Annotated in this window: 18 protein-coding genes; 8 read left to right on the forward strand and 10 right to left on the reverse strand. The window is 64.2% G+C overall.

The window, feature by feature from the left end:
- The first annotated feature begins 152 nt into the window (after positions 1-152).
- The 5 genes from NO932_RS02905 (at position 153) to NO932_RS02925 (ending at position 3,049) form a co-directional block, all read left to right on the forward strand.
- Positions 153-1,523, forward strand: coding sequence for an aspartate aminotransferase family protein (locus tag NO932_RS02905; protein WP_309209543.1), 1,371 nt, complete (start codon positions 153-155; stop codon positions 1,521-1,523).
- A 98-nt stretch (positions 1,524-1,621) separates the two neighbouring features.
- Positions 1,622-2,008: a hypothetical protein gene (locus tag NO932_RS02910; protein WP_309209544.1), complete on the forward strand. Its 387-nt coding sequence runs from the start codon at positions 1,622-1,624 to the stop codon at positions 2,006-2,008.
- Positions 2,009-2,021: 13 nt separating this feature from the next.
- Entirely contained in the window at positions 2,022-2,375 is a 354-nt protein-coding gene (locus NO932_RS02915; RefSeq protein WP_309209545.1) for a hypothetical protein, read from the forward strand.
- A gap of 206 nt (positions 2,376-2,581) precedes the next feature.
- Positions 2,582-2,791 (forward strand): cold-shock protein, encoded by a 210-nt coding sequence (locus NO932_RS02920; RefSeq protein WP_309209547.1) that lies wholly within the window; start codon positions 2,582-2,584, stop codon positions 2,789-2,791.
- Between the two features lie 45 nt (positions 2,792-2,836).
- Positions 2,837-3,049, forward strand: a complete 213-nt coding sequence (locus tag NO932_RS02925) for a hypothetical protein (RefSeq protein ID WP_309162728.1) — start codon at positions 2,837-2,839, stop codon at positions 3,047-3,049.
- A gap of 9 nt (positions 3,050-3,058) precedes the next feature.
- Here the strand turns inward: NO932_RS02925 and NO932_RS02930 are convergent, their stop codons facing one another.
- From NO932_RS02930 to NO932_RS02955, 6 genes are all read right to left on the reverse strand, one after another.
- Positions 3,059-3,571, reverse strand: coding sequence for a DUF1697 domain-containing protein (locus tag NO932_RS02930; RefSeq protein ID WP_309209549.1), 513 nt, complete (start codon positions 3,569-3,571; stop codon positions 3,059-3,061).
- Positions 3,568-4,542, reverse strand: a complete 975-nt coding sequence (locus NO932_RS02935) for a zinc-binding dehydrogenase (protein WP_309209550.1) — start codon at positions 4,540-4,542, stop codon at positions 3,568-3,570. Before NO932_RS02935 ends, NO932_RS02930 begins: the two co-directional genes overlap by 4 nt.
- 2 nt (positions 4,543-4,544) lie before the next feature.
- Positions 4,545-5,411 (reverse strand): aldo/keto reductase, encoded by an 867-nt coding sequence (locus NO932_RS02940; protein ID WP_309209552.1) that lies wholly within the window; start codon positions 5,409-5,411, stop codon positions 4,545-4,547.
- Positions 5,412-5,545: 134 nt separating this feature from the next.
- Positions 5,546-7,531 carry a PhoX family phosphatase gene (locus NO932_RS02945; protein WP_309209553.1) on the reverse strand — a complete coding sequence of 662 codons (1,986 nt, stop codon included), beginning with the start codon at positions 7,529-7,531 and terminating at the stop codon, positions 5,546-5,548.
- 171 nt (positions 7,532-7,702) lie between these two features.
- The gene (gene dld, locus NO932_RS02950; RefSeq protein WP_309209554.1) at positions 7,703-9,388 is read right to left on the reverse strand and encodes a D-lactate dehydrogenase; all 1,686 of its coding nucleotides are present in this window, start codon (positions 9,386-9,388) and stop codon (positions 7,703-7,705) included.
- Between the two features lie 66 nt (positions 9,389-9,454).
- Positions 9,455-9,979: a dihydrofolate reductase family protein gene (locus NO932_RS02955; RefSeq protein ID WP_309209556.1), complete on the reverse strand. Its 525-nt coding sequence runs from the start codon at positions 9,977-9,979 to the stop codon at positions 9,455-9,457.
- Between the two features lie 45 nt (positions 9,980-10,024).
- Here NO932_RS02955 and NO932_RS02960 point away from each other — a divergent pair, with 45 nt between their 5' ends.
- Complete coding sequence (locus NO932_RS02960; RefSeq protein WP_309209558.1) at positions 10,025-10,588, forward strand: TetR/AcrR family transcriptional regulator; 564 nt, start codon at positions 10,025-10,027, stop codon at positions 10,586-10,588.
- On the opposite strand, the gene pcaF is transcribed toward NO932_RS02960, so the two are convergent.
- From pcaF to NO932_RS02975, 3 genes are read right to left on the reverse strand one after another with little or no spacing between them, the layout of a single operon-like run.
- A complete protein-coding gene (pcaF, locus tag NO932_RS02965) occupies positions 10,585-11,790 on the reverse strand; it encodes a 3-oxoadipyl-CoA thiolase (RefSeq protein ID WP_309209560.1) in 1,206 nt (401 codons plus the stop codon). The genes NO932_RS02960 and pcaF overlap by 4 nt on opposite strands.
- A 1-nt stretch (position 11,791) precedes the next feature.
- A complete protein-coding gene (locus tag NO932_RS02970) occupies positions 11,792-12,571 on the reverse strand; it encodes a CoA-transferase subunit beta (protein WP_309209561.1) in 780 nt (259 codons plus the stop codon).
- A gap of 1 nt (position 12,572) precedes the next feature.
- Positions 12,573-13,418, reverse strand: a complete 846-nt coding sequence (locus NO932_RS02975; protein ID WP_309209562.1) for a CoA-transferase — start codon at positions 13,416-13,418, stop codon at positions 12,573-12,575.
- Between the two features lie 616 nt (positions 13,419-14,034).
- Between NO932_RS02975 and pcaQ the strand changes: the two genes are divergently transcribed.
- A complete protein-coding gene (pcaQ, locus tag NO932_RS02980; protein ID WP_309209563.1) occupies positions 14,035-14,952 on the forward strand; it encodes a pca operon transcription factor PcaQ in 918 nt (305 codons plus the stop codon).
- A gap of 118 nt (positions 14,953-15,070) precedes the next feature.
- On the forward strand, positions 15,071-16,570 hold the full coding sequence (locus NO932_RS02985; protein ID WP_309209564.1) for an anion permease: 1,500 nt from the start codon (positions 15,071-15,073) through the stop codon (positions 16,568-16,570).
- Here the strand turns inward: NO932_RS02985 and NO932_RS02990 are convergent.
- Positions 16,560-17,081 carry an NUDIX hydrolase gene (locus tag NO932_RS02990; protein WP_309209565.1) on the reverse strand — a complete coding sequence of 174 codons (522 nt, stop codon included), beginning with the start codon at positions 17,079-17,081 and terminating at the stop codon, positions 16,560-16,562. The two genes, NO932_RS02985 and NO932_RS02990, sit on opposite strands and share 11 nt — an antisense overlap.
- Between the last annotated feature and the right edge of the window lie 109 nt (positions 17,082-17,190).

Genomic DNA, 17,190 nt, shown 5'->3' on the forward strand with positions numbered 1-17,190 from the left:
GCGCCTCGGTTCTTGCCGTGACGCTGCCCCGAAATACCCTTCTCCCCTGGTGGGAGAAGGTGGGCTTTCGCTGAAAGCGAAAGGTCGGATGAGGGGGGCTCTGAGCCAGCCGCGGAACACTAAACTCGAGAATAAAATCTAAGGACCAACCAATGCTTTCAAACGATCAACTCGACCGCTGGGACCGGGAAAATTTCTTCCACCCCTCCACCCATCTCGCCCAGCACGCCCGCGGCGAAACCCCCAATCGGATCGTCACCGGCGGGCAGGGCGTCTATATCGAGGATCGTGACGGCAATCGCCTGCTCGATGCGTTCGCGGGCCTCTACTGCGTCAATGTCGGCTATGGCCGCACCGAAATCACCGACGCCATCGCGCAACAGGCGCGCGAGCTCGCCTATTACCATGCCTATGTCGGCCACGGCACCGAAGCCTCGATCACGCTCTCGAAGATGATCCTCGACCGCGCGCCCGCCGGCATGAGCAAGGTTTATTTCGGCCTCGGCGGCTCGGATGCCAACGAGACCAACATCAAGCTCGTCTGGTACTACAACAACATCCTGGGCCGTCCGGAGAAAAAGAAGATCATCTCCCGCTGGCGCGGCTATCATGGCTCGGGCCTGATGACCGGCTCATTGACCGGCCTTTCGAGCTTCCACAACAAGTTCGATCTTCCGCTCCCCCAGGTCCTGCACACCGAAGCCCCCTACTATCTTCGCCGCCCGCGCCAGAACATGAGCGAGGCCGAATTCGTCCTCCATTGCGCCGCCGAACTCGAAGCGCTGATCGAGCGCGAGGGCGCCGACACCATCGCCGCCTTCATCGGCGAGCCGGTTCTGGGCACCGGCGGCATCGTCCCGCCCCCTGCCGGCTATTGGGATGCCATCCAGCAGGTGCTCGACCGCCACGACATTCTCCTCATCGTTGACGAGGTGGTCACCGGCTTCGGTCGCCTGGGCTCGATGATGGGTTCTGATCATTACGGCCTGCGTCCCGATATCATCACCATCGCCAAGGGGCTGACCTCGGCCTACGCGCCGCTTTCGGGCTCGATCATCGGTGACAGGCTCTGGAAAGTGCTCGAACAAGGCACCGACGAGAACGGCCCCATCGGCCATGGCTGGACCTATTCCGCCCACCCCATTGGCGCCGCCGCCGGCATCGCCAATCTCAACCTCGTCGATAGCCTGGGCCTTGTGGAAAACGCGGGGAAAACCGGTGGATATCTCAACACCCAGATGAAGGCCGCGCTCGCCGATCATCCCCATGTCGCTGAAGTGCGCGGCGAGGGCATGCTGTGCGCCGTCGAACTGGTCAAGGATCGCGACAACACCAGTTTCTTCGACCCGAGCGAAAAGGTCGCCATCCGCATCGTCGCCGAAATGGTCAAGTCGGGCGTCATCGCCCGCGCCATGCCCCAGGGCGACATCATCGGCTTTGCGCCCCCGCTCTGCCTCTCGCGCGAGGAGGCCGACATCGTGGTGGAAAAAACCGCCGCGGCGGTCAAGGCGGTGCTCGGTTAAGCACTGTCATTGAATTGTGATAATTTGCCGGCGGGGTCGAACGAAGTGCCCCCGCCGGCCGTTAGTCCATTCCACCACACACGAGGAATGGACCGAAAATGGCCAAGAAAAAGAAGAACAAGCTGCCCAAGAAAATCCTGGGCTTCAAAATTCCCAAGCAGTATCGCAGCGGCGCGCTGGCGGCCGTTCTGGCCTCGCCCGTGGGCGTCGCGCTGATCTCGGAGGTCATCTATCACGTGGGTGCCGCAGCTTCGCGCCGCGCTGGTGACAGCGGCGCCGGCCGGCGGGCCGAACACGGCCTGCACGATGCTGGCGCCCGGTTCGCCGATACCACGGGTGACGCCACTTCGGCTCTCGGCCGCGCCGTATCGGACGCCACCCACGCTTTTCTCGATGCCCTGCGCGACCATCGTGACAAGCATGACGGCAAGGCCCGTTCGGGCAAAAAAGCCCATACCGACGAGACCGATCGGCGCGTCCACTGACCGGAGCCGCCCCGTGGGCAAGAAAAAGCTCAAGAAAAAACTCAGAAAGCTCAAAAAGGCCCGCCAGGTGGTGATCGTCAACCAGCCGGGCGGATCGAATTTTCTGGCCGCCGCCCTCGGGCACGCGATTGCCGCCGGCGTGGTCTATGGCGTCGCCCGCTATGTCAGCGCCCAGGCCGACCAGCCTCGGCCCAGCCTGTCGCGTTTTGTTGCCCGCCATCCCCACGCCGCTTGGGATCTTGCCGTCTGGCAGGGTGGGGAACGCCTCAAATCGTTCGCCCAGAACCTGCGGCGGCGCATCGCTTCGGAGCCCGACGATCGGCTGCCCGCGCGGGCCCTCATCGACAGGGCCGACCGGCCGCGATAGCCTCCCTTTTCAGGGTGCCTTGTTTTCTCCCCACCCGCTCTATAGAATGCGCCCATACGTTCGATGCGCTTGGCTATCTGATCATCCGGCCCTGCCGGTCACTTGGAATCCTTTACTGCAAGACGTCTAGACCGCGCGCTCTTGCGCCACCGGTCGGTTCGCACGCATGTCGCGTGCGGATATTCGCCACTTAAAAGGATCCGACGATGATCACTGGCAAAGTTAAATTCTTCAACACCACCAAAGGCTTCGGCTTCATCCAGCCCGACCAGGGCGGCCAGGATGCGTTCGTGCACATTTCCGCCGTCGAGCGCTCGGGCATGAGCACGCTGACCGAAGGTCAAGCCGTGAGCTACGAGCTGGAAAAGGGCCGTGACGGCCGTTCCTCGGCGGTCAACATCCGTCCTGCCGAATAAGCATGAGGGCCGCCGCAAGGCGGCCTTTTCATTTTAAGGATTAGTATGTCCACCGCACCAAAGATGAGCACGCGCGAAAAGCTCGCCGAGCGCGAGGCGCGTGAAAAGGAAGCTCTCCGCCTCGAAGAGGTCGCCTTGGAGGCGACCCGGGCCAAGACGCTCCGCCTGCGCGCCCTGCGCCTGGAAAAAGAGCGGCAGGAGCAGGCGGTAAAGCCCCGCCTCGCCGGCAAGCGCGGCAGCGCAAGGAAGAAGGCGTAGCGCCCGAGTTCAGAGCGCCGCCGCCATCTCCGCCAACTTGGCGATGGTGTTGATATTGCGCGCCGTCCCCTCCTTCGCGGCCGGAATTTTAAGCTTCGATCGCCCCATCCCCGATCCGTAGGCGATATAGATCTCGCGCTTACCCAGCCGCACCTCCTCATCGGTGCGGTCGCGCACCGTATCGAGCGCGTCCTTGGCCGGCGTTTCATTGAGAAAGATCGCCACCGTCCAGTTGGGCTTGGCGTCGGGAAACGGATTGTCGGCCAAAACCTGCGCCATCTCCCCCGCCGTGCGCACATGCACGCCCACCGGCTTGCCGGCATAGGCTTCCAGGCGCTTTTCCAATCCCGCTCGCACCTCGGCTTCCGAACGCTCGGCGGTAAACACCACATTGCCGCTCGCGATATAGGTCGCCACCTTTGCGAACCCCTCGGCCTCGCACATGGCCTTGAGCTCGCTCATCGGCAGCTTGCCCGTGCCGCCCACATTGACGGCCCGCAATAGGGCAACAAAGGCGGTCATGGCCGCAGCAGCACCTTGCCCTTGCGCCCCGGCTCCTGTGCGGCGGCAAGGGCATCCCGATAGTCGGCCAGCTCATGGATTCCATCTACATCGAGCGGCAATTCGCCCTTGGCGGCGAGGGCCACCAGCTCGCCCATCATCCGCCCACGGTCGGCTTCGGGAAATTCCCCGATTGCCCTGGCGCCCCAGAAGCCCTTGATCGCAAGCTGCTTGAAGATGATCGGCCCGGTCTGCAGCACCATCGGATTGCCGCCCACCGAACCGAACACCACCAGCGTGCCCTTGTAGCCGAGCAGGTCTGCCATGCCGTCGACGACCTTGCCGCCCACCGAATCCACCGCCGCCCGCGCTCCGTCCTCGCCGACGATCTCCCGCGCGCGGCTCACCCAGTTCTCCGTGTCGGTGGAAATCACCGGCGCCATCCCCAGCGCCTCGAGCTCCGCCACCGCCTCGGCCCGCCGCACCAGGCTCAAAACCTTGATCCCGCGCGGCCGCGCCAGCTTGGCCACCAGCTTGCCCACGGCGCCATTGGCCGCGTTCTGGATCAACCAGTCACCGCTTTCGAGCTTGAGCCATTCGAGCAGCGCAATCGAACTGAACGGCATGGCCACCAATTGCGCCGCCGCCTCGTCGGGGATCGCCTCGGGCACTTCCATCAGTCCCGCCGCGCGTGTCAGATACGCACCGGCCCAGGTGCCGTTGCCGCTCGCCACGACGCGTTTGCCGATCCAGCGGTCCTCCACGTCCGGCCCCACAGCCGCGACCCTTCCAACCGCCTCACTGCCGCCGATCGCCGGCAGATCGGGCTTGTACCCATAGCTGCCGGCGATCGTCCAAAGATCGTGGTTGTGGATCGGCGACAACAGCGATTCGACCAGCACCTGCCCAACCCCCGGCTGGGGCGTTTCCACCTCGGCAACCCCGAGCACGTCGGCGGGCGTCCCGAATTTTGAATATTGCAGCGCGCGCATGCTCAACCCTTCCGCCCGGCCGCCTCGAGCGCGGCGAAATCGTCCTCGGACAATTCGATTTCCGCCGCCGCCACGTTCTCTTCGAGATGGGTGACCTTGGATGTCCCCGGAATGGGCAGCATCACGGGGCTGCGCTTTAGAACCCAGGCGAGCGCGATCTGCCCCGGCGTCGCCTCATGCCTTTTCGCCACCTCCTCGAGCACGCCGCCGGGCTTGGCGAGATTGCCAGCCGCCAGCGGGAACCAGGGAATGAACCCGATCCCCTCCTTCTCGCAATATTTGAGCACCTGTTCGCTCTGCCGGTCGACGAGGTTATACCGGTTCTGCACCGTGGCCACCGGAAACACCTCCCGTGCCGCCTCGATCTCCTCGATCGACACCTCGCTCAGCCCGGCATTGGCGATGATCCCTTCATCGAGCATCGCTTTCACCGCCGCGAACTGGTCGCCGCGCGGCACGCGCGGATCGATCCTGTGCAATTGCCACAGCCCGATCTGGCTCACCCCGAGCCGTTTCAGGCTCCCCCGCGCCTGCCCGATCAGATAGTCGGGCATTCCATTGGGCGCCCAGCGGTCGGGCCCAGGCCGGGTCAGCCCCGCCTTGGTGGCGATCAGCATGCCCTCATAGGGATGCAGCGCCTCGTTGATCAGTTCCTCGGAAATATCGGGTCCATAGGAATCGGCGGTGTCGATGAAATTGACGCCAAGCTCGGGCAGGCGCTTGAGCGTTTCCAGGCATCCTTCGCGGTCAGCCGGGGGTCCGAAAATCCCCCGCCCGGTGATCCGCATCGCGCCATAACCCAGCCGGTTGATGGTAAAATTGCCGATGGTGAAGGTGCCGGATTGCGCGGCGGTGGCTTGAGTCGTCATGGGGCGATTCCTTTCTCCTCAATCAATTTAGCCTAGCCTTTGCGACCGGGAGATGGCCACCCGCCGCGTCCATCAAAAGCAGAAAGGCCGGCACGCACCGCGCACCGGCCTTCCGTCACCTATGAGGCAGGGTCTTAGCCCATGCCGATCTTGCCGCCATCGGCCTTGGTGATCGCCACGACCGCCGGGCGAACCGGCATGTCGTCGCGGAAATCCGGCCAGCGGGTGGACAGATCTTCGTAGTAGGACGGACGGCCATGGCCTTCCCAATCCTCGCCGCCATCGGCCGGATGCTGAACCGCCACAAAGAAGGTGGTCAGGTCCGGGGTCGGCAGCGGGCCGCACATTTCCGCGCCGACCGGGACGCGGTAGAACAGCTTGGACGTGCCGCGGGCATCGCCTTCGGTGTCCACGGCCCAGAGACCATCGGTCCGGCCGGTGTCGGTGGGGTTGTTGCCGTCGGTCGAAACCCAGAGCCGGCCTTCGCTGTCGACTGCCGCGTTGTCGGGCATGCCGAACCAGCCGTTTTCGGTCGTCGCCGTCGAGAAGGTCGCGCCCACTTCGGCGATCGAGGGATCGCCGCACTGGAGCAGGATTTCCCAGGTGCCGGTCGTCGCCGCGAAGTCACCGCCATCCTCGTGGATTTCGATGATGTGGCCGAAGGCGTTCTCGGCGCGCGGATTGGCGGCGTCGACCTGCTCTTCGGTGCGGCGGGTGTTATTGGTCAGCATCACATAGACGCGGCCGTTCGAACCATTGGGTTCGATGTCCTCGGGGCGGTCCATCGGAGTGGCACCCAGAAGATCGCCGGCCCGGCGGGTTTCGATCAGCACGTCCGCCTGGCTTTCAAAACCGTTCTCGGACGTCAGCGGGCCCTCGCCATGAACCAGCGGCAGCCATTCCATGGAGCCGTCTTCGTCAAAGCGCGCCACATAGAGCGTGCCGTCATCGAGCAGGTCCATATTGGCTTCGCGGTTGTCGGGGTCGAAAGTGCCGTTGGTCACAAATTTGTAGACATAGTCGAAGCGCTCGTCGTCACCGGTATAGAACACGACGCGTCCATCCGGGGCGACAATGGATTCGGCGCCTTCATGCTTGAAGCGGCCGAGAGCGGTGCGCTTCTTGGGCGTGGAGTTGGCATCCATCGGGTCGACTTCGACCACCCAGCCGAAACGGTTCATTTCGTTGGGTTCCTTGGAAACGTCGAACCGGTCGTGGAAATTGCCCCATTCATAGCTGTTGCCCGGAGCGCCGAGGCGTTCGTAATTGGCGGCTTCAGCATGACCCTCGGGCAGCTCGCCCATGAAATAGCCGTGGAAGTTCTCTTCCGCCATGAGGTAAGTGCCCCAGGGGGTGGTGCCGCCAGCGCAGTTGTTGAGCGTGCCGCGCACGCGGGTGCCGGTGTCGTCCTCGCTGGTCTTCAATCGATCATGGCCGGCAGCCGGGCCGGTGATTTCCATTTCGGTTTCGCCGGTGATGCGGCGGTTGTAGGGGCTGCCCTCGACACGGCGCCACTTGCCATCCACCTTTTCGATTTCGACGACCGACCCGCCATGGGCCATGATCTCGATATTGACCTGCTCTTCGGAAAGCGGACCCTGCTGCGGCTCGCCATCGACGATGGTGACCAGCCCCGGGAACATCAGGTGGGCGTTGGTGTATTCGTGGTTGACCAGCAGCAGGCCGTGTTCCGAGGAATCCTCGAGCGGCACATAGCCCACATAGTCGTTGTTGTAGCCGAACTGCTGGCTCTGCGCTTCGGCCGTCTGCGCGGTCGGGTCGAATTCGGGCGCGCCATTGACGACGGCATCGCCCCAGCGCAGCAGAACGTCGGCATTATAGCCCTCGGCCACGTGGTGGTCGGCATCGACACCAGCCGTCACTTCGGGGAACGAGAAGGCGGAGGCTTCCTGCGCGCGGGCCTTTTCGGCCGTCAGCAGCGCCAAGGGGCTGACCGTAGCGGCAATCGCCGTGGTCGCCAGCGAACCCTTCAGAAACCCGCGGCGCGAAAAGCGGCGGGAGATCAGTTCGCCCATCGTGGGGTTGGAAGTGGGATTGGTCGGAGCGAACTCGGCGTCTTCAAGTCCCTGTGTGGGGAAGGTCGGTTTATGCTCGTTCATCGAAAAGCCCTAACTCTTGAATGGTTGAGGGCTCATGGGCGGGTGTGAGGCCAATTTCCATGAGCGTCCGGAGAGCGAAAGATGTGTGATCCACCTCGCTGCAGCAGGACGCTATTGGGGCCTCATAACACTGTTATGACATTACATAACCGGCGGACTCCAGTTTTCTCCTCACGCCCACTCCCGCTTCTTGCTGGTCTTCCCGATCCCCGGATTGAACGTATTGGTGGGGTCCAGTCCGCGATAAAATTCCTCCAGCGCCGGCTTGGCGGCATAGAGATGCCCCACATTGTGCTCGGCCGGATATTCCGCCCCGCGCGCGTCGAGCAGTTCGAGCAGCCGCGCCTTGATGGCGTCCACATCGGCGCCCTTTTTGACCATATAGTCCTGGTGCAGCACATGGCAGAAAAAGTGCGCGCACACCGATTTATACGCCAGTTGCGCCTCGAGATCGGGCGGCAGATCCGGCAGCCAGTTCGTCTCGTTGCGCGGCAGCGCCACATCGAGAGCCAGAAGGTCTTCCACCTCATTTGGATGCACGGCCCGATACCGCCCTCCGGCGCCTCCGAACGCGAACCGGTGCAGGAAGGCATCGGCCCCTTCCTGGGGCGTGCACTCGAAATAGTCCCCGCTCGTGGAGGGAAAGATGTCCTCGAAATAGGCGCGAGCCTCGGCGATACCCTCGCCCCCCATCCGGATCATCAGATGGTGCTCGAACCGCTCGCAATAATCGTTCATGCGCTTGGGCAGATGTTCGGGCATCAGGCCAGTCACGAATTGCACGATCCGGTCCGAAACCGCCCCGCCCAGTCCCAGCTTCTCGGTGATCCCATCCACCCAGCTCTTGATGGCGAAGGCCGCAGGCACCCTGTCGGTGCCCAGCAGCTTGATGATGAGAAAAACGTCCTTGCCGTATTTCCGCGTCAGCCGGTATCCATCGCGATGCAGATATTCTCCCGCGATCGGCAGATGCTCGAACCGGCTCAGCATGTCGCGCCGGATCCGCGCCAATTCCCCTGCATCATTGCTGCCGATATAGAACACCTGCGTGTCCGTGTCGGCGGCAAACGTGTCGAGCCTTAAAGCAAACACCGCGAGCTTGCCCGCGCTCCCCGAAGCCTCGAACAGTTTCCGGGGGTCGGCATTGAACCGGGCAGGGGTTTCCGATTCAACGTCGCGCACATGGACGTGGTAGTCATGGTCCGACGCGCGCCGATTGCCCTCGGGCGCGATATCGGCCTCGGTATATTGCCCCGCATCGAGCCGCGACAGGATGGTTTCCGCATCCTCGCCCAGATCCACCCCCAGATGGTTGACCAGCCTGAGCTGCCCGTCCGCATCCACCTGCGCGAACAGTGCCAATTCGGTATAGGCCGGCCCGCGCTGGATCAGCGACCCGCCCGAATTGTTGCATACCCCGCCCACCACGGACGCCCCGATGCAGCTCGACCCGATCACCGAATGCGGCTCGCGCCCGATGGCGCGCAGCGTCTTTTCCAGCCTGTCGAGCGTCGCCCCCGGCAGCGCGATCACCTGTTCGCCGCCCCGGATCAGGTCGACCCGCGCGATCCGCATGACGTTTATGATGACGATCGGCCGGTCATATCCGTCCCCGAACGGCGTCGATCCGCCCGTGATCCCGGTATTGGCCGCCTGCACGATGACGATCACCCCCGCCTCGACACAGGCCTTGAGCGCCCGCCACTGCTCCACCAGCGTCCCCGGCCGCACCACCGCCAACACCTCGCCATCCCCATAGCGATACCCCTTGCGGTATCGCCGCGTGGCCCGATCCCCCACCAGCACATGGCGGGGGCCGGTGATGGAGCGGAGGGTTGCGATCAGCGTATCGGTCATGGGGCGGGTCCAAATCGTTGCGCCGCGAACGATACAGCCGCAGCGCCAGAATGGAAGGCCCTGCACTCAGAACCGGTAGTGCAGCCGCACGCAACCCTTGTCGATCGCCTGGGCGCTGATCAGCGTGGGCGACGCCCGGAAACCGGTCAGCGGAAACAGCGGTCGCCCGCCGCCCAGCATTTCGGGGATGATATAGATCTCGATCTCGTCCAACGCTCCGCGCTCGAGAAACGCCATCTGCAATTCCCCGCCGCCCAGCATCCAGACATCGCCATCGTCCAGCGCCCGCAATTCGGCGATCAAGGCATCGACGTCGCTACGGACCTCCAGCGGTCCTTTCGGATTTTCGATCGGCCGCGAGGTGACAACGATGGTCCGCTGCTCGCCATAAGCCCAGGGCGAGCTTTCCCGCTCAATGAAATCATAAGTGCCGCGCCCCATCACCACGGTGCGGATGCCCTTGATGAAGGTGCGATAGTCGTGCTCGCCCAGGTCCATGTCGTCATATTTGTAGAGCCAGCCCAGATCATCGTTCCCGTCGACTATCAGGCCGTCCAGACTGGCCGCGATATATCCTACGATTTTCGCCATGATCTTCTCCTTGCCTTATAAACGAACGTATGTTTATATTGAGTCATGGCTAGACGCAAGACGATCTCCGACGAGCAGATTCACGACATCCTTCTCGATACGATCCTGGAAACAGGTCCAGCGGGCCTGACCTTCGCCCGCGCCGCCGCCGATTGCGGCTTGGCTCCGGCGACCCTCGTGCAGCGCTATGGCGATCGGGAGGCGATGGTGCAGGCCATCCTGCTGCGGGCCTGGGATGTGCTGGACGCGCAAACCGAGGCAGCCGACGCCGAGGAAGAGAGTTCTCCTCAAGGTGCCATCGAAGTGCTGATCCGGCTGATGCCCACCGATGCCGCAGAGCGCAACGCGACGGACGGGTTGTTGCTCTTGCGCGAGGATATCCGCAATCCTGCCCTGCGCGCCCGCGGCGCGGCCTGGGGGCGGGCACTCGTCAAGGCGCTCGGCCGCCGTCTTTCAAACGATCCCGAGCGCGGAGAGCGTCTGGGCTGGCAGATGGCCAGCCTATGGCAGGGCGCACACACCTGGTGGGCCTTCACCCAGGACGAACCGGCAGAACGCGCCATCCGGCGCGTCCTTGGACAATGGTTGCGGGATATGGAGGTGGCCTAAACCGCCTCCAGCCCCGCAGCGATTCCCTGCCCGACACCGATGCACATGGTCACCAGCGCCCGCTTGTGTCCCTTTAGGCTCATTTCCAGCGCTGCCGTGCCCGCGATCCGCGCGCCGCTCATCCCCAGCGGATGCCCCAGCGCGATCGCCCCGCCATTGGGGTTGACGTGCCCGGCATCCTCGGCGATCCCCAGCCCCCGCAGCACCGCGATGCCCTGGCTCGCAAACGCCTCGTTGAGCTCGACCAGATCGAAATCGGTCGCCTTGACTCCCATCCGTGCCGCCAGTTTTTCCGAAGCGGGCAGGGGTCCGATCCCCATCACCCGCGGCGGCACGCCCGCCGTCGCCCCGGCCACAACGCGGGCTAGGGGCGTGAGCCCATACTTCTTGATCGCCGCTTCGCTCGCGATGATCAGCGCCGCCGCCCCGTCATTGACGCCCGAAGCGTTTCCCGCCGTCACCGTCCCGCCCTCTTTCTTGAACGGGGTCGGCAATTTCGCCAGTGCCTCCATCGAGGTCGCGCGCGGATGCTCATCCTTGTCGACAACAACCGGATCGCCCTTGCGCTGCGGAATGGTCACCGGCGCGATCTCCTGCGCCAGCCGCCCATTCTCCTGCGCCGCAGCCGCCTTGTTCTGGCTCCTCAGCGCAAACGCATCCTGGTCCTCGCGCGAAATCTTATAGTCTTCCGCCACGTTCTCGCCCGTCTCGGGCATCGAATCCGAACCGTAGAGCTTTTGCATCAGCGGATTGACGAACCGCCAGCCGATGGTCGTGTCGTAGATCTCCGCATTGCGCGAAAACGCCGTCTCGGCCTTGGGCATCACGAACGGCGCGCGGCTCATCGATTCCGTGCCGCCCGCGATCATCAGTTCGGCCTCGCCCGCCTTGATCGCCCGCGCCGCCGTCAAAACCGCATCCAGTCCCGACCCGCACAGCCGGTTGATCGTGGTGCCCGTCACCGTCGCCGGCAATCCCGCCAGCAACAGGCTCATCCTCGCCACGTTCCGGTTGTCCTCGCCCGCCTGATTGGCGTTGCCGAAGATCACGTCCTCGACCGCCTCGAAATCGACGTTGGGATTGCGCTCCACCAGCGTCTTGAGCACCAGAGCTCCGAGATCGTCCGGCCGCACCTTCGATAGCGCCCCGCCGAACCGCCCGATGGGCGTGCGAATATAGTCGCAAATGTACGCTTCAGCCATTTTACGCTGCCTTCCCGCCCTCATGGGCGCGCTTGGTGCGCTCCTGCAGATCGCGCAGGGTCTTGAGCTCCAGTGCCGTCGGGGCAGGGGTCTCTTCGAGATTGTCGGCGTATTTCACCGTCCACCCGCAGGTCTCCTGCACCATCTCGCGCGTCACGCCCGGATGCAGCGAGACAACCGTGAACTCCTTGGTCACAGGGTCGGGTTTCCAGATCGCGAGGTCCGTGATCAGCAGCGTCGGCCCCTTGGTCTTGATCCCCAGCCGCTCCCTGTGGTCGCCGCCCTCGCCATGCCCGAACGAGGTGAAGAAATCGATCTTTTCCACCATCGAGCGCGTCGCCTGCTTCAAGGTGATGTAGATCTCCCCGCACGAAGTCGCGATCTCAGGCGCCCCGCCGCCGCCCGGCAGCCGCACCTTGGGTTTGTCGTAATCCCCGATCACGGTGGTATTGATGTTGCCGAACCGGTCGATCTGCGCCGCGCCCAAAAACCCGATCGAAATTCGCCCGCCCTGCAGCCAATAGCGGAACATCTCGGGCACCGAGACGGTGGTTACCGCCGTCTCGCACAATTCCCCGTCGCCGATCGAAAGCGGCAGCACATCCGGCGCCGTCCCGATCGTCCCGCTCTCATAGATCAGCGTGATGTCGGGCGCATGGGTCAGCCGCGCCACATTGCACGCCGCCGACGGCGCCCCGATGCCCACAAAGCACACATCCTTGCTTGTGAGCGCCCGCGAGGCCGCGATGGTCATCATTTCATTGGGTGTAAAATCGGCCATCTCAAAGCCCCTTCACGCGTTCGGCGAACACCTCGGGCGTCGCGTTCAGAACGTTGTCGTCCATCCATTTGGCGAACAGTTCGCGATCGGCGGAAATCTCGTTCCATTCGAGATAGGCCGCATTGTCGCGCGCGTAATAGCCATGCGTATAGGAGGGATGCGCCCCGCCCTTGACCACGGCGATCGCATCCACCGTCCAGTGCGGCAGGATGGTGAGGTTGGGATGCAAGTCATCGAAGTCCGGCACCACCTCCTCGACGGTCACCACCACGCGCTTGGCCGCCAGCGCCACTTCCTTCTGCACGCCCACGATCCCCTCGATCAGCACGTCGCCCTTTTCGCTCGCCTTCTGCGCATGGATGAACGCGACGTCCGGGTTGTGCGCCGGCACCGTCGCCAGTTCCTCGCCCGTATAAGGGCAGGTGATCGACTTGATGTCGGGATTGACCTTGGGCAGGTCGGCGCCCTTGTATCCGCGAAACACCGCGCAAGGCAGCCCCGCCGCGCCGGCCGCATAGGCGTTCGCCATCGCCGCGTGCGAGTGCTCCACGGTCTCGATTGCCCGCGGATACCCGTTCTCGATGGCATCCCGCATCCGCCGCAACAGCCCCACGCCCGGATTGCCCGCGTAAGAGAAGATGACCTTCTTGGCCATCCCCATGCCGATCATCTGGTCATAGATCACATCGGGCGTCATGCGGATCAGGGTCAGATCCTTGAACCCCTGCCGGATCACCTCATGCCCCGCCGCATGCGGGATCAGATGCGTGAACCCCTCAAAGGCGACAATATCCCCATCCTTGAGATTTTCCCGCACCGCCTGCTCAAGCGGCATCACCTTGCTCATAGCACTCCATCCCGGACACATAACCGATGCTGCAATAAACACTGGCGCGCGAGCAGGGTAAAATGATAAATTGCGGACGATGTATAACGAATGGGAATGCTTGCGCTTTGGAGAATCCTGCCGAAACGCCGCCACAAGCTCCCCTTCTCCCCTGGTGGGAGAAGGTGGCCGCGAAGCGGTCGGATGAGGGGGGCTCTGAGCTTGCGACAACAACAGCCCTCGGCAATTTCCCGAACCGCCGCCACAAGCTCCCCTTCTCCCCTTGAGGGAGAAGGTGGGCCGGCGAAGCCGGGTCGGATGAGGGGTGCGCAGCGCTTGCACAGCCAACGTTAGCAAATGCCGCAATCTCAGCGTCCCTTCACGCCCAACCCCTCTCATTGCAGCATTCCGACCTTGCCGAACCGCTGCCAAATTCTCCCCTTCTCCCCTGGTGGGAGAAGGTGGCCGCGAAGCGGTCGGATGAGGGGGGCTCTGAGCTTGCGACAACAACAGCCATCGGCAATTTCCCGAACCGCTGCCCCGAGCTTCCCTTCTCCCTCGCGAGGGGAGAAGGTGCCCGAAGGGCGGATGAGGGGTGCGCCGCGCCTGCCACAATCACCCGAGACAGATGAGCCCCATGCCCTCCATCGACCCCCGCATAAAACTCCGCCACCTCGCCTGCTTCATTGAAACCAACCGTCAGGGCGGCGTTCTCCCCGCTGCCGAAGCCCTGGGCCTCACCCAGCCGGCGGTTTCCAAATCCCTTGCCGAACTCGAAGCCATCCTCGGGGTCGCGCTGTTCGATCGCTCCCGCCGCAAGCTGGCCCTCACCGATTTCGGCGCCCTGTTCCTGCGCCATGCCAATGCCGCCATCGGCGCCTTGCGGCAGGGGATCGATTCCGTCTCGGCCGCCCGCAGCGCCGATGCGGTGGTCCGTCTCGGCGCGCTGCCCACGGTAGAGGTCGAAGTGGTCCCCCAGGCGGTCGCCCGCTTTTCGGCCGGCCCGCTCGCCTGCCGCGTGCATGTGGAAAGCGGCCCCAGTCCGCACCTGCTGAGCCTGCTGCGCGCCGGGGCCATCGATTTCGTCGTCGGCCGCATGCCCGCTCCCGAGGTTATGGCCGGCCTCTCGTTCGAGCATCTTTATTCCGAGCCCCTCGTCCTCGCCGTCCGCCCCGGCCACCCGCTGCTGGGCGACCCCGAGCCCACCCTGCGCACCATCGAGCCGTTCCCCGCGCTCGTTCCCCCGCGCGAGGCCATCATCCGCCCCACCGTCGAATCCATCCTCCTTGCCGCCGGCATCGCCCGCCTGCCGCGCGAGATCGAAACGGTCTCCAACTCGTTCTCCCGCGCCTACGCACTGTTGACCGATGCGGTCTGGTTCATCTCCCGATCGGTCGTCGCCGCCGATCTTGAAACCGGTGCGCTGGTCGCGCTCCCCATCGATATGACCGCCAGCTTCGGCGCCATCGGCATCACCACCCGTGGCGGGAGCGAGCTGGACCTGCCCACCGCCGCGCTCGTCGCCTCCGTGCGCGAGGTTGTCGAGAACCGCTGACGACAAAGAGGATCGACGCCAGCCGGTTTTGCGTTGTCCTGCCACCAACTGCCCTGTGGCTATCGCTGGCCGGTTTGCGCTATGGCGTGCATGCACTGAAAAAGACGAAAGAGGCTCAATGCCCAAATCCGCCATCGATAAGGACCTCGAACGTGTCGGCGAACTCGCCAGTGGCACCGACGCCATCGCCCGCGCCATGGCGGCGCCGGGCATCGCGCTGGTCTTCATCTTTGCGACGCTGATCTGGGCTGCGTTCTCGGTCCAGGCCGGCCCGTTCGGCTATCTGGTGGTCGTGGCCACGGCGCTCGCCGCCTATATGGCGCTCAACATCGGCGCCAACGATATCGCCAACAATATGGGCCCCGCTGTCGGCGCCCGGGCGCTCAGCATGGGCATGGCGCTGGCGCTCGCCGCAATATGCGAAGCGGCCGGCGCCTTTTTTGCCGGCGGCGACGTTGTCGAAACCATCTCGCGCGACATCATCGCCACCGGCACGCATCTGGAAACCGTGCCCTATGTCATGGTGATGATCGCCGCGCTCCTGGCTTCAGCGCTCTGGGTCAATCTTGCCACCTATATCCGTGCCCCGGTCTCAACCACCCATTCGGTCATCGGCGGCATCGTGGGTGCCGGCATCGCCGCCGCCGGCTTTTCGGCGGTCGTTTGGCCCACCATACTGGCCATCGGCACCGGTTGGATGGTTTCGCCCGCCGTGGGCGGGCTGTTTGCCGCCCTCTTTCTGGCGGTCGTTCAATATTCGGTGCTCGAGGCGACCGACCGCGTCCGCGCCGCGCGCCTCTGGGTGCCCGTCTTCGTTTCGGCCATGGCCGGCATTTTTACCGCCTATATGGCACTGAAAGGCCTCGATCGCGTCTGGGCGCCGCCATTGCCCATGGTGGTTTTCGTTTCCCTCGGGCTTGCCCTTCTGGCCTGGGTTCTGGCCCGCCCCTGGATCGAAGCGCGCACCCTGGGCATGGAGGATTCCAAAAAGCAGATCGGCAGCCTGTTCCGCCTGCCGCTTATCATTGCCGCCGCGCTGCTGTCTTTCGCCCACGGCGCCAATGACGTCTCCAACGCCGTGGGCCCCCTGGCGGCCATCGTCGAGGCCGTATCGGCCGACCCGGCCAGCACCAATCCGGTGCCTCAATGGGTCCTGGCCATAGGTGCCTTGGGCATTGCCTTCGGGCTGGCCCTGTTCGGCCCGCGCCTCGTCCGCACCGTGGGCGAGGGGATCACCCGGCTCAACGAGATTCGCGGCTATTGCGTGGTGTTGGCAACCGCAACGACGGTTCTGATCGCCGCCGCGCTGGGCATTCCCATCTCGTCCACCCACGTAGCCGTCGGTGCCATTTTCGGGGTGGGTTTTTTCCGCGAGCGCATGACCAATGGCTCGCTTTACCGCCCGGTGGTCAGCCCCGAAGGCGTTTTCCTGCGCACCAGCCATCTCAACCCCACGCCCGAGGCCGCCGTTGCGAACTACCACAAGCGCCGCCGCCGCTTGCTGGTGCGCCGCCGTCACGTGGCATCGATCTTTGCGGCCTGGATCATAACAGTACCCGCTACGGCCACCCTCGCCGCCGTGATCTATGCCGCCATGCGCCTGGTCTTTAGGCTTTAGCGCCCTGCGGCAGCCCCGGCAGCGTTCTCGAGGGCAGGCCCTCGCTCACCCGGCCGGCCTTGGCCTCGCGCTGGCCCAGCGCCACGGCCACGTCGGCCAGCCCTTCATGGGTGATCAGACGCCGCGCTTCGGGCAGCACCGCCCAATGGCGGTGCCGCTGCCCGCTTTCCTTCCAGTCTTCCCGCTGTCCGGTGACCAGCATGGGAAAGATCTCCACTTCCACCGGGCGCGGCCGTTCCGGCGTCACCGGAAGATAATACCGCCCGATCGGCGTGGTTTCGATCTCGCCCTCGACGCCCGCCTCTTCCCAGGCTTCGATCGCGGCGGTTTCCCACGGCGTCTTGCCTTCCATCAGCCGTCCCTTGGGGAAGATCCATTTGCCCCGTCCGCGCGAGGTGACCAGCAGCACCACCAGATGCCCGTCCACGATCGTATAGGGCAGGGCGCCATATTGCGGCCCGTCGAGATCGACGGGCTTGCGGCCAAACAGCGAGAGGAGGCGCTTGAACATAGTATAACCCTAGCCCCATGCCGTGAGTCGGCAAAGCGGCAAGCCGGTGAATATCTTGCTGGCGGGGTTGTTCCGCGCCCCTTGCCCGATGTTAAGATGCGCAAGCGTT

This window comes from Pelagibacterium sp. 26DY04 (assembly GCF_031202305.1).
Classification (GTDB): domain Bacteria; phylum Pseudomonadota; class Alphaproteobacteria; order Rhizobiales; family Devosiaceae; genus Pelagibacterium.

Excerpts from the sequence above, each read along its gene's own strand:
- NO932_RS02905 (WP_309209543.1), top strand. The coding sequence starts at position 153 with ATGCTTTCAAACGATCAACTCGACCGCTGGGACCGGGAAAATTTCTTC.
- NO932_RS02910 (WP_309209544.1), top strand. The coding sequence starts at position 1,622 with ATGGCCAAGAAAAAGAAGAACAAGCTGCCCAAGAAAATCCTGGGCTTC.
- NO932_RS02920 (WP_309209547.1), top strand. The coding sequence starts at position 2,582 with ATGATCACTGGCAAAGTTAAATTCTTCAACACCACCAAAGGCTTCGGC.
- NO932_RS02925 (WP_309162728.1), top strand. The coding sequence starts at position 2,837 with ATGTCCACCGCACCAAAGATGAGCACGCGCGAAAAGCTCGCCGAGCGC.
- NO932_RS02930 (WP_309209549.1), bottom strand. The coding sequence starts at position 3,571 with ATGACCGCCTTTGTTGCCCTATTGCGGGCCGTCAATGTGGGCGGCACG.
- NO932_RS02935 (WP_309209550.1), bottom strand. The coding sequence starts at position 4,542 with ATGCGCGCGCTGCAATATTCAAAATTCGGGACGCCCGCCGACGTGCTC.
- NO932_RS02940 (WP_309209552.1), bottom strand. The coding sequence starts at position 5,411 with ATGACGACTCAAGCCACCGCCGCGCAATCCGGCACCTTCACCATCGGC.
- NO932_RS02945 (WP_309209553.1), bottom strand. The coding sequence starts at position 7,531 with ATGAACGAGCATAAACCGACCTTCCCCACACAGGGACTTGAAGACGCC.
- dld (WP_309209554.1), bottom strand. The coding sequence starts at position 9,388 with ATGACCGATACGCTGATCGCAACCCTCCGCTCCATCACCGGCCCCCGC.
- NO932_RS02955 (WP_309209556.1), bottom strand. The coding sequence starts at position 9,979 with ATGGCGAAAATCGTAGGATATATCGCGGCCAGTCTGGACGGCCTGATA.
- NO932_RS02960 (WP_309209558.1), top strand. The coding sequence starts at position 10,025 with ATGGCTAGACGCAAGACGATCTCCGACGAGCAGATTCACGACATCCTT.
- pcaF (WP_309209560.1), bottom strand. The coding sequence starts at position 11,790 with ATGGCTGAAGCGTACATTTGCGACTATATTCGCACGCCCATCGGGCGG.
- NO932_RS02970 (WP_309209561.1), bottom strand. The coding sequence starts at position 12,571 with ATGGCCGATTTTACACCCAATGAAATGATGACCATCGCGGCCTCGCGG.
- NO932_RS02975 (WP_309209562.1), bottom strand. The coding sequence starts at position 13,418 with ATGAGCAAGGTGATGCCGCTTGAGCAGGCGGTGCGGGAAAATCTCAAG.
- pcaQ (WP_309209563.1), top strand. The coding sequence starts at position 14,035 with ATGCCCTCCATCGACCCCCGCATAAAACTCCGCCACCTCGCCTGCTTC.
- NO932_RS02985 (WP_309209564.1), top strand. The coding sequence starts at position 15,071 with ATGCCCAAATCCGCCATCGATAAGGACCTCGAACGTGTCGGCGAACTC.
- NO932_RS02990 (WP_309209565.1), bottom strand. The coding sequence starts at position 17,081 with ATGTTCAAGCGCCTCCTCTCGCTGTTTGGCCGCAAGCCCGTCGATCTC.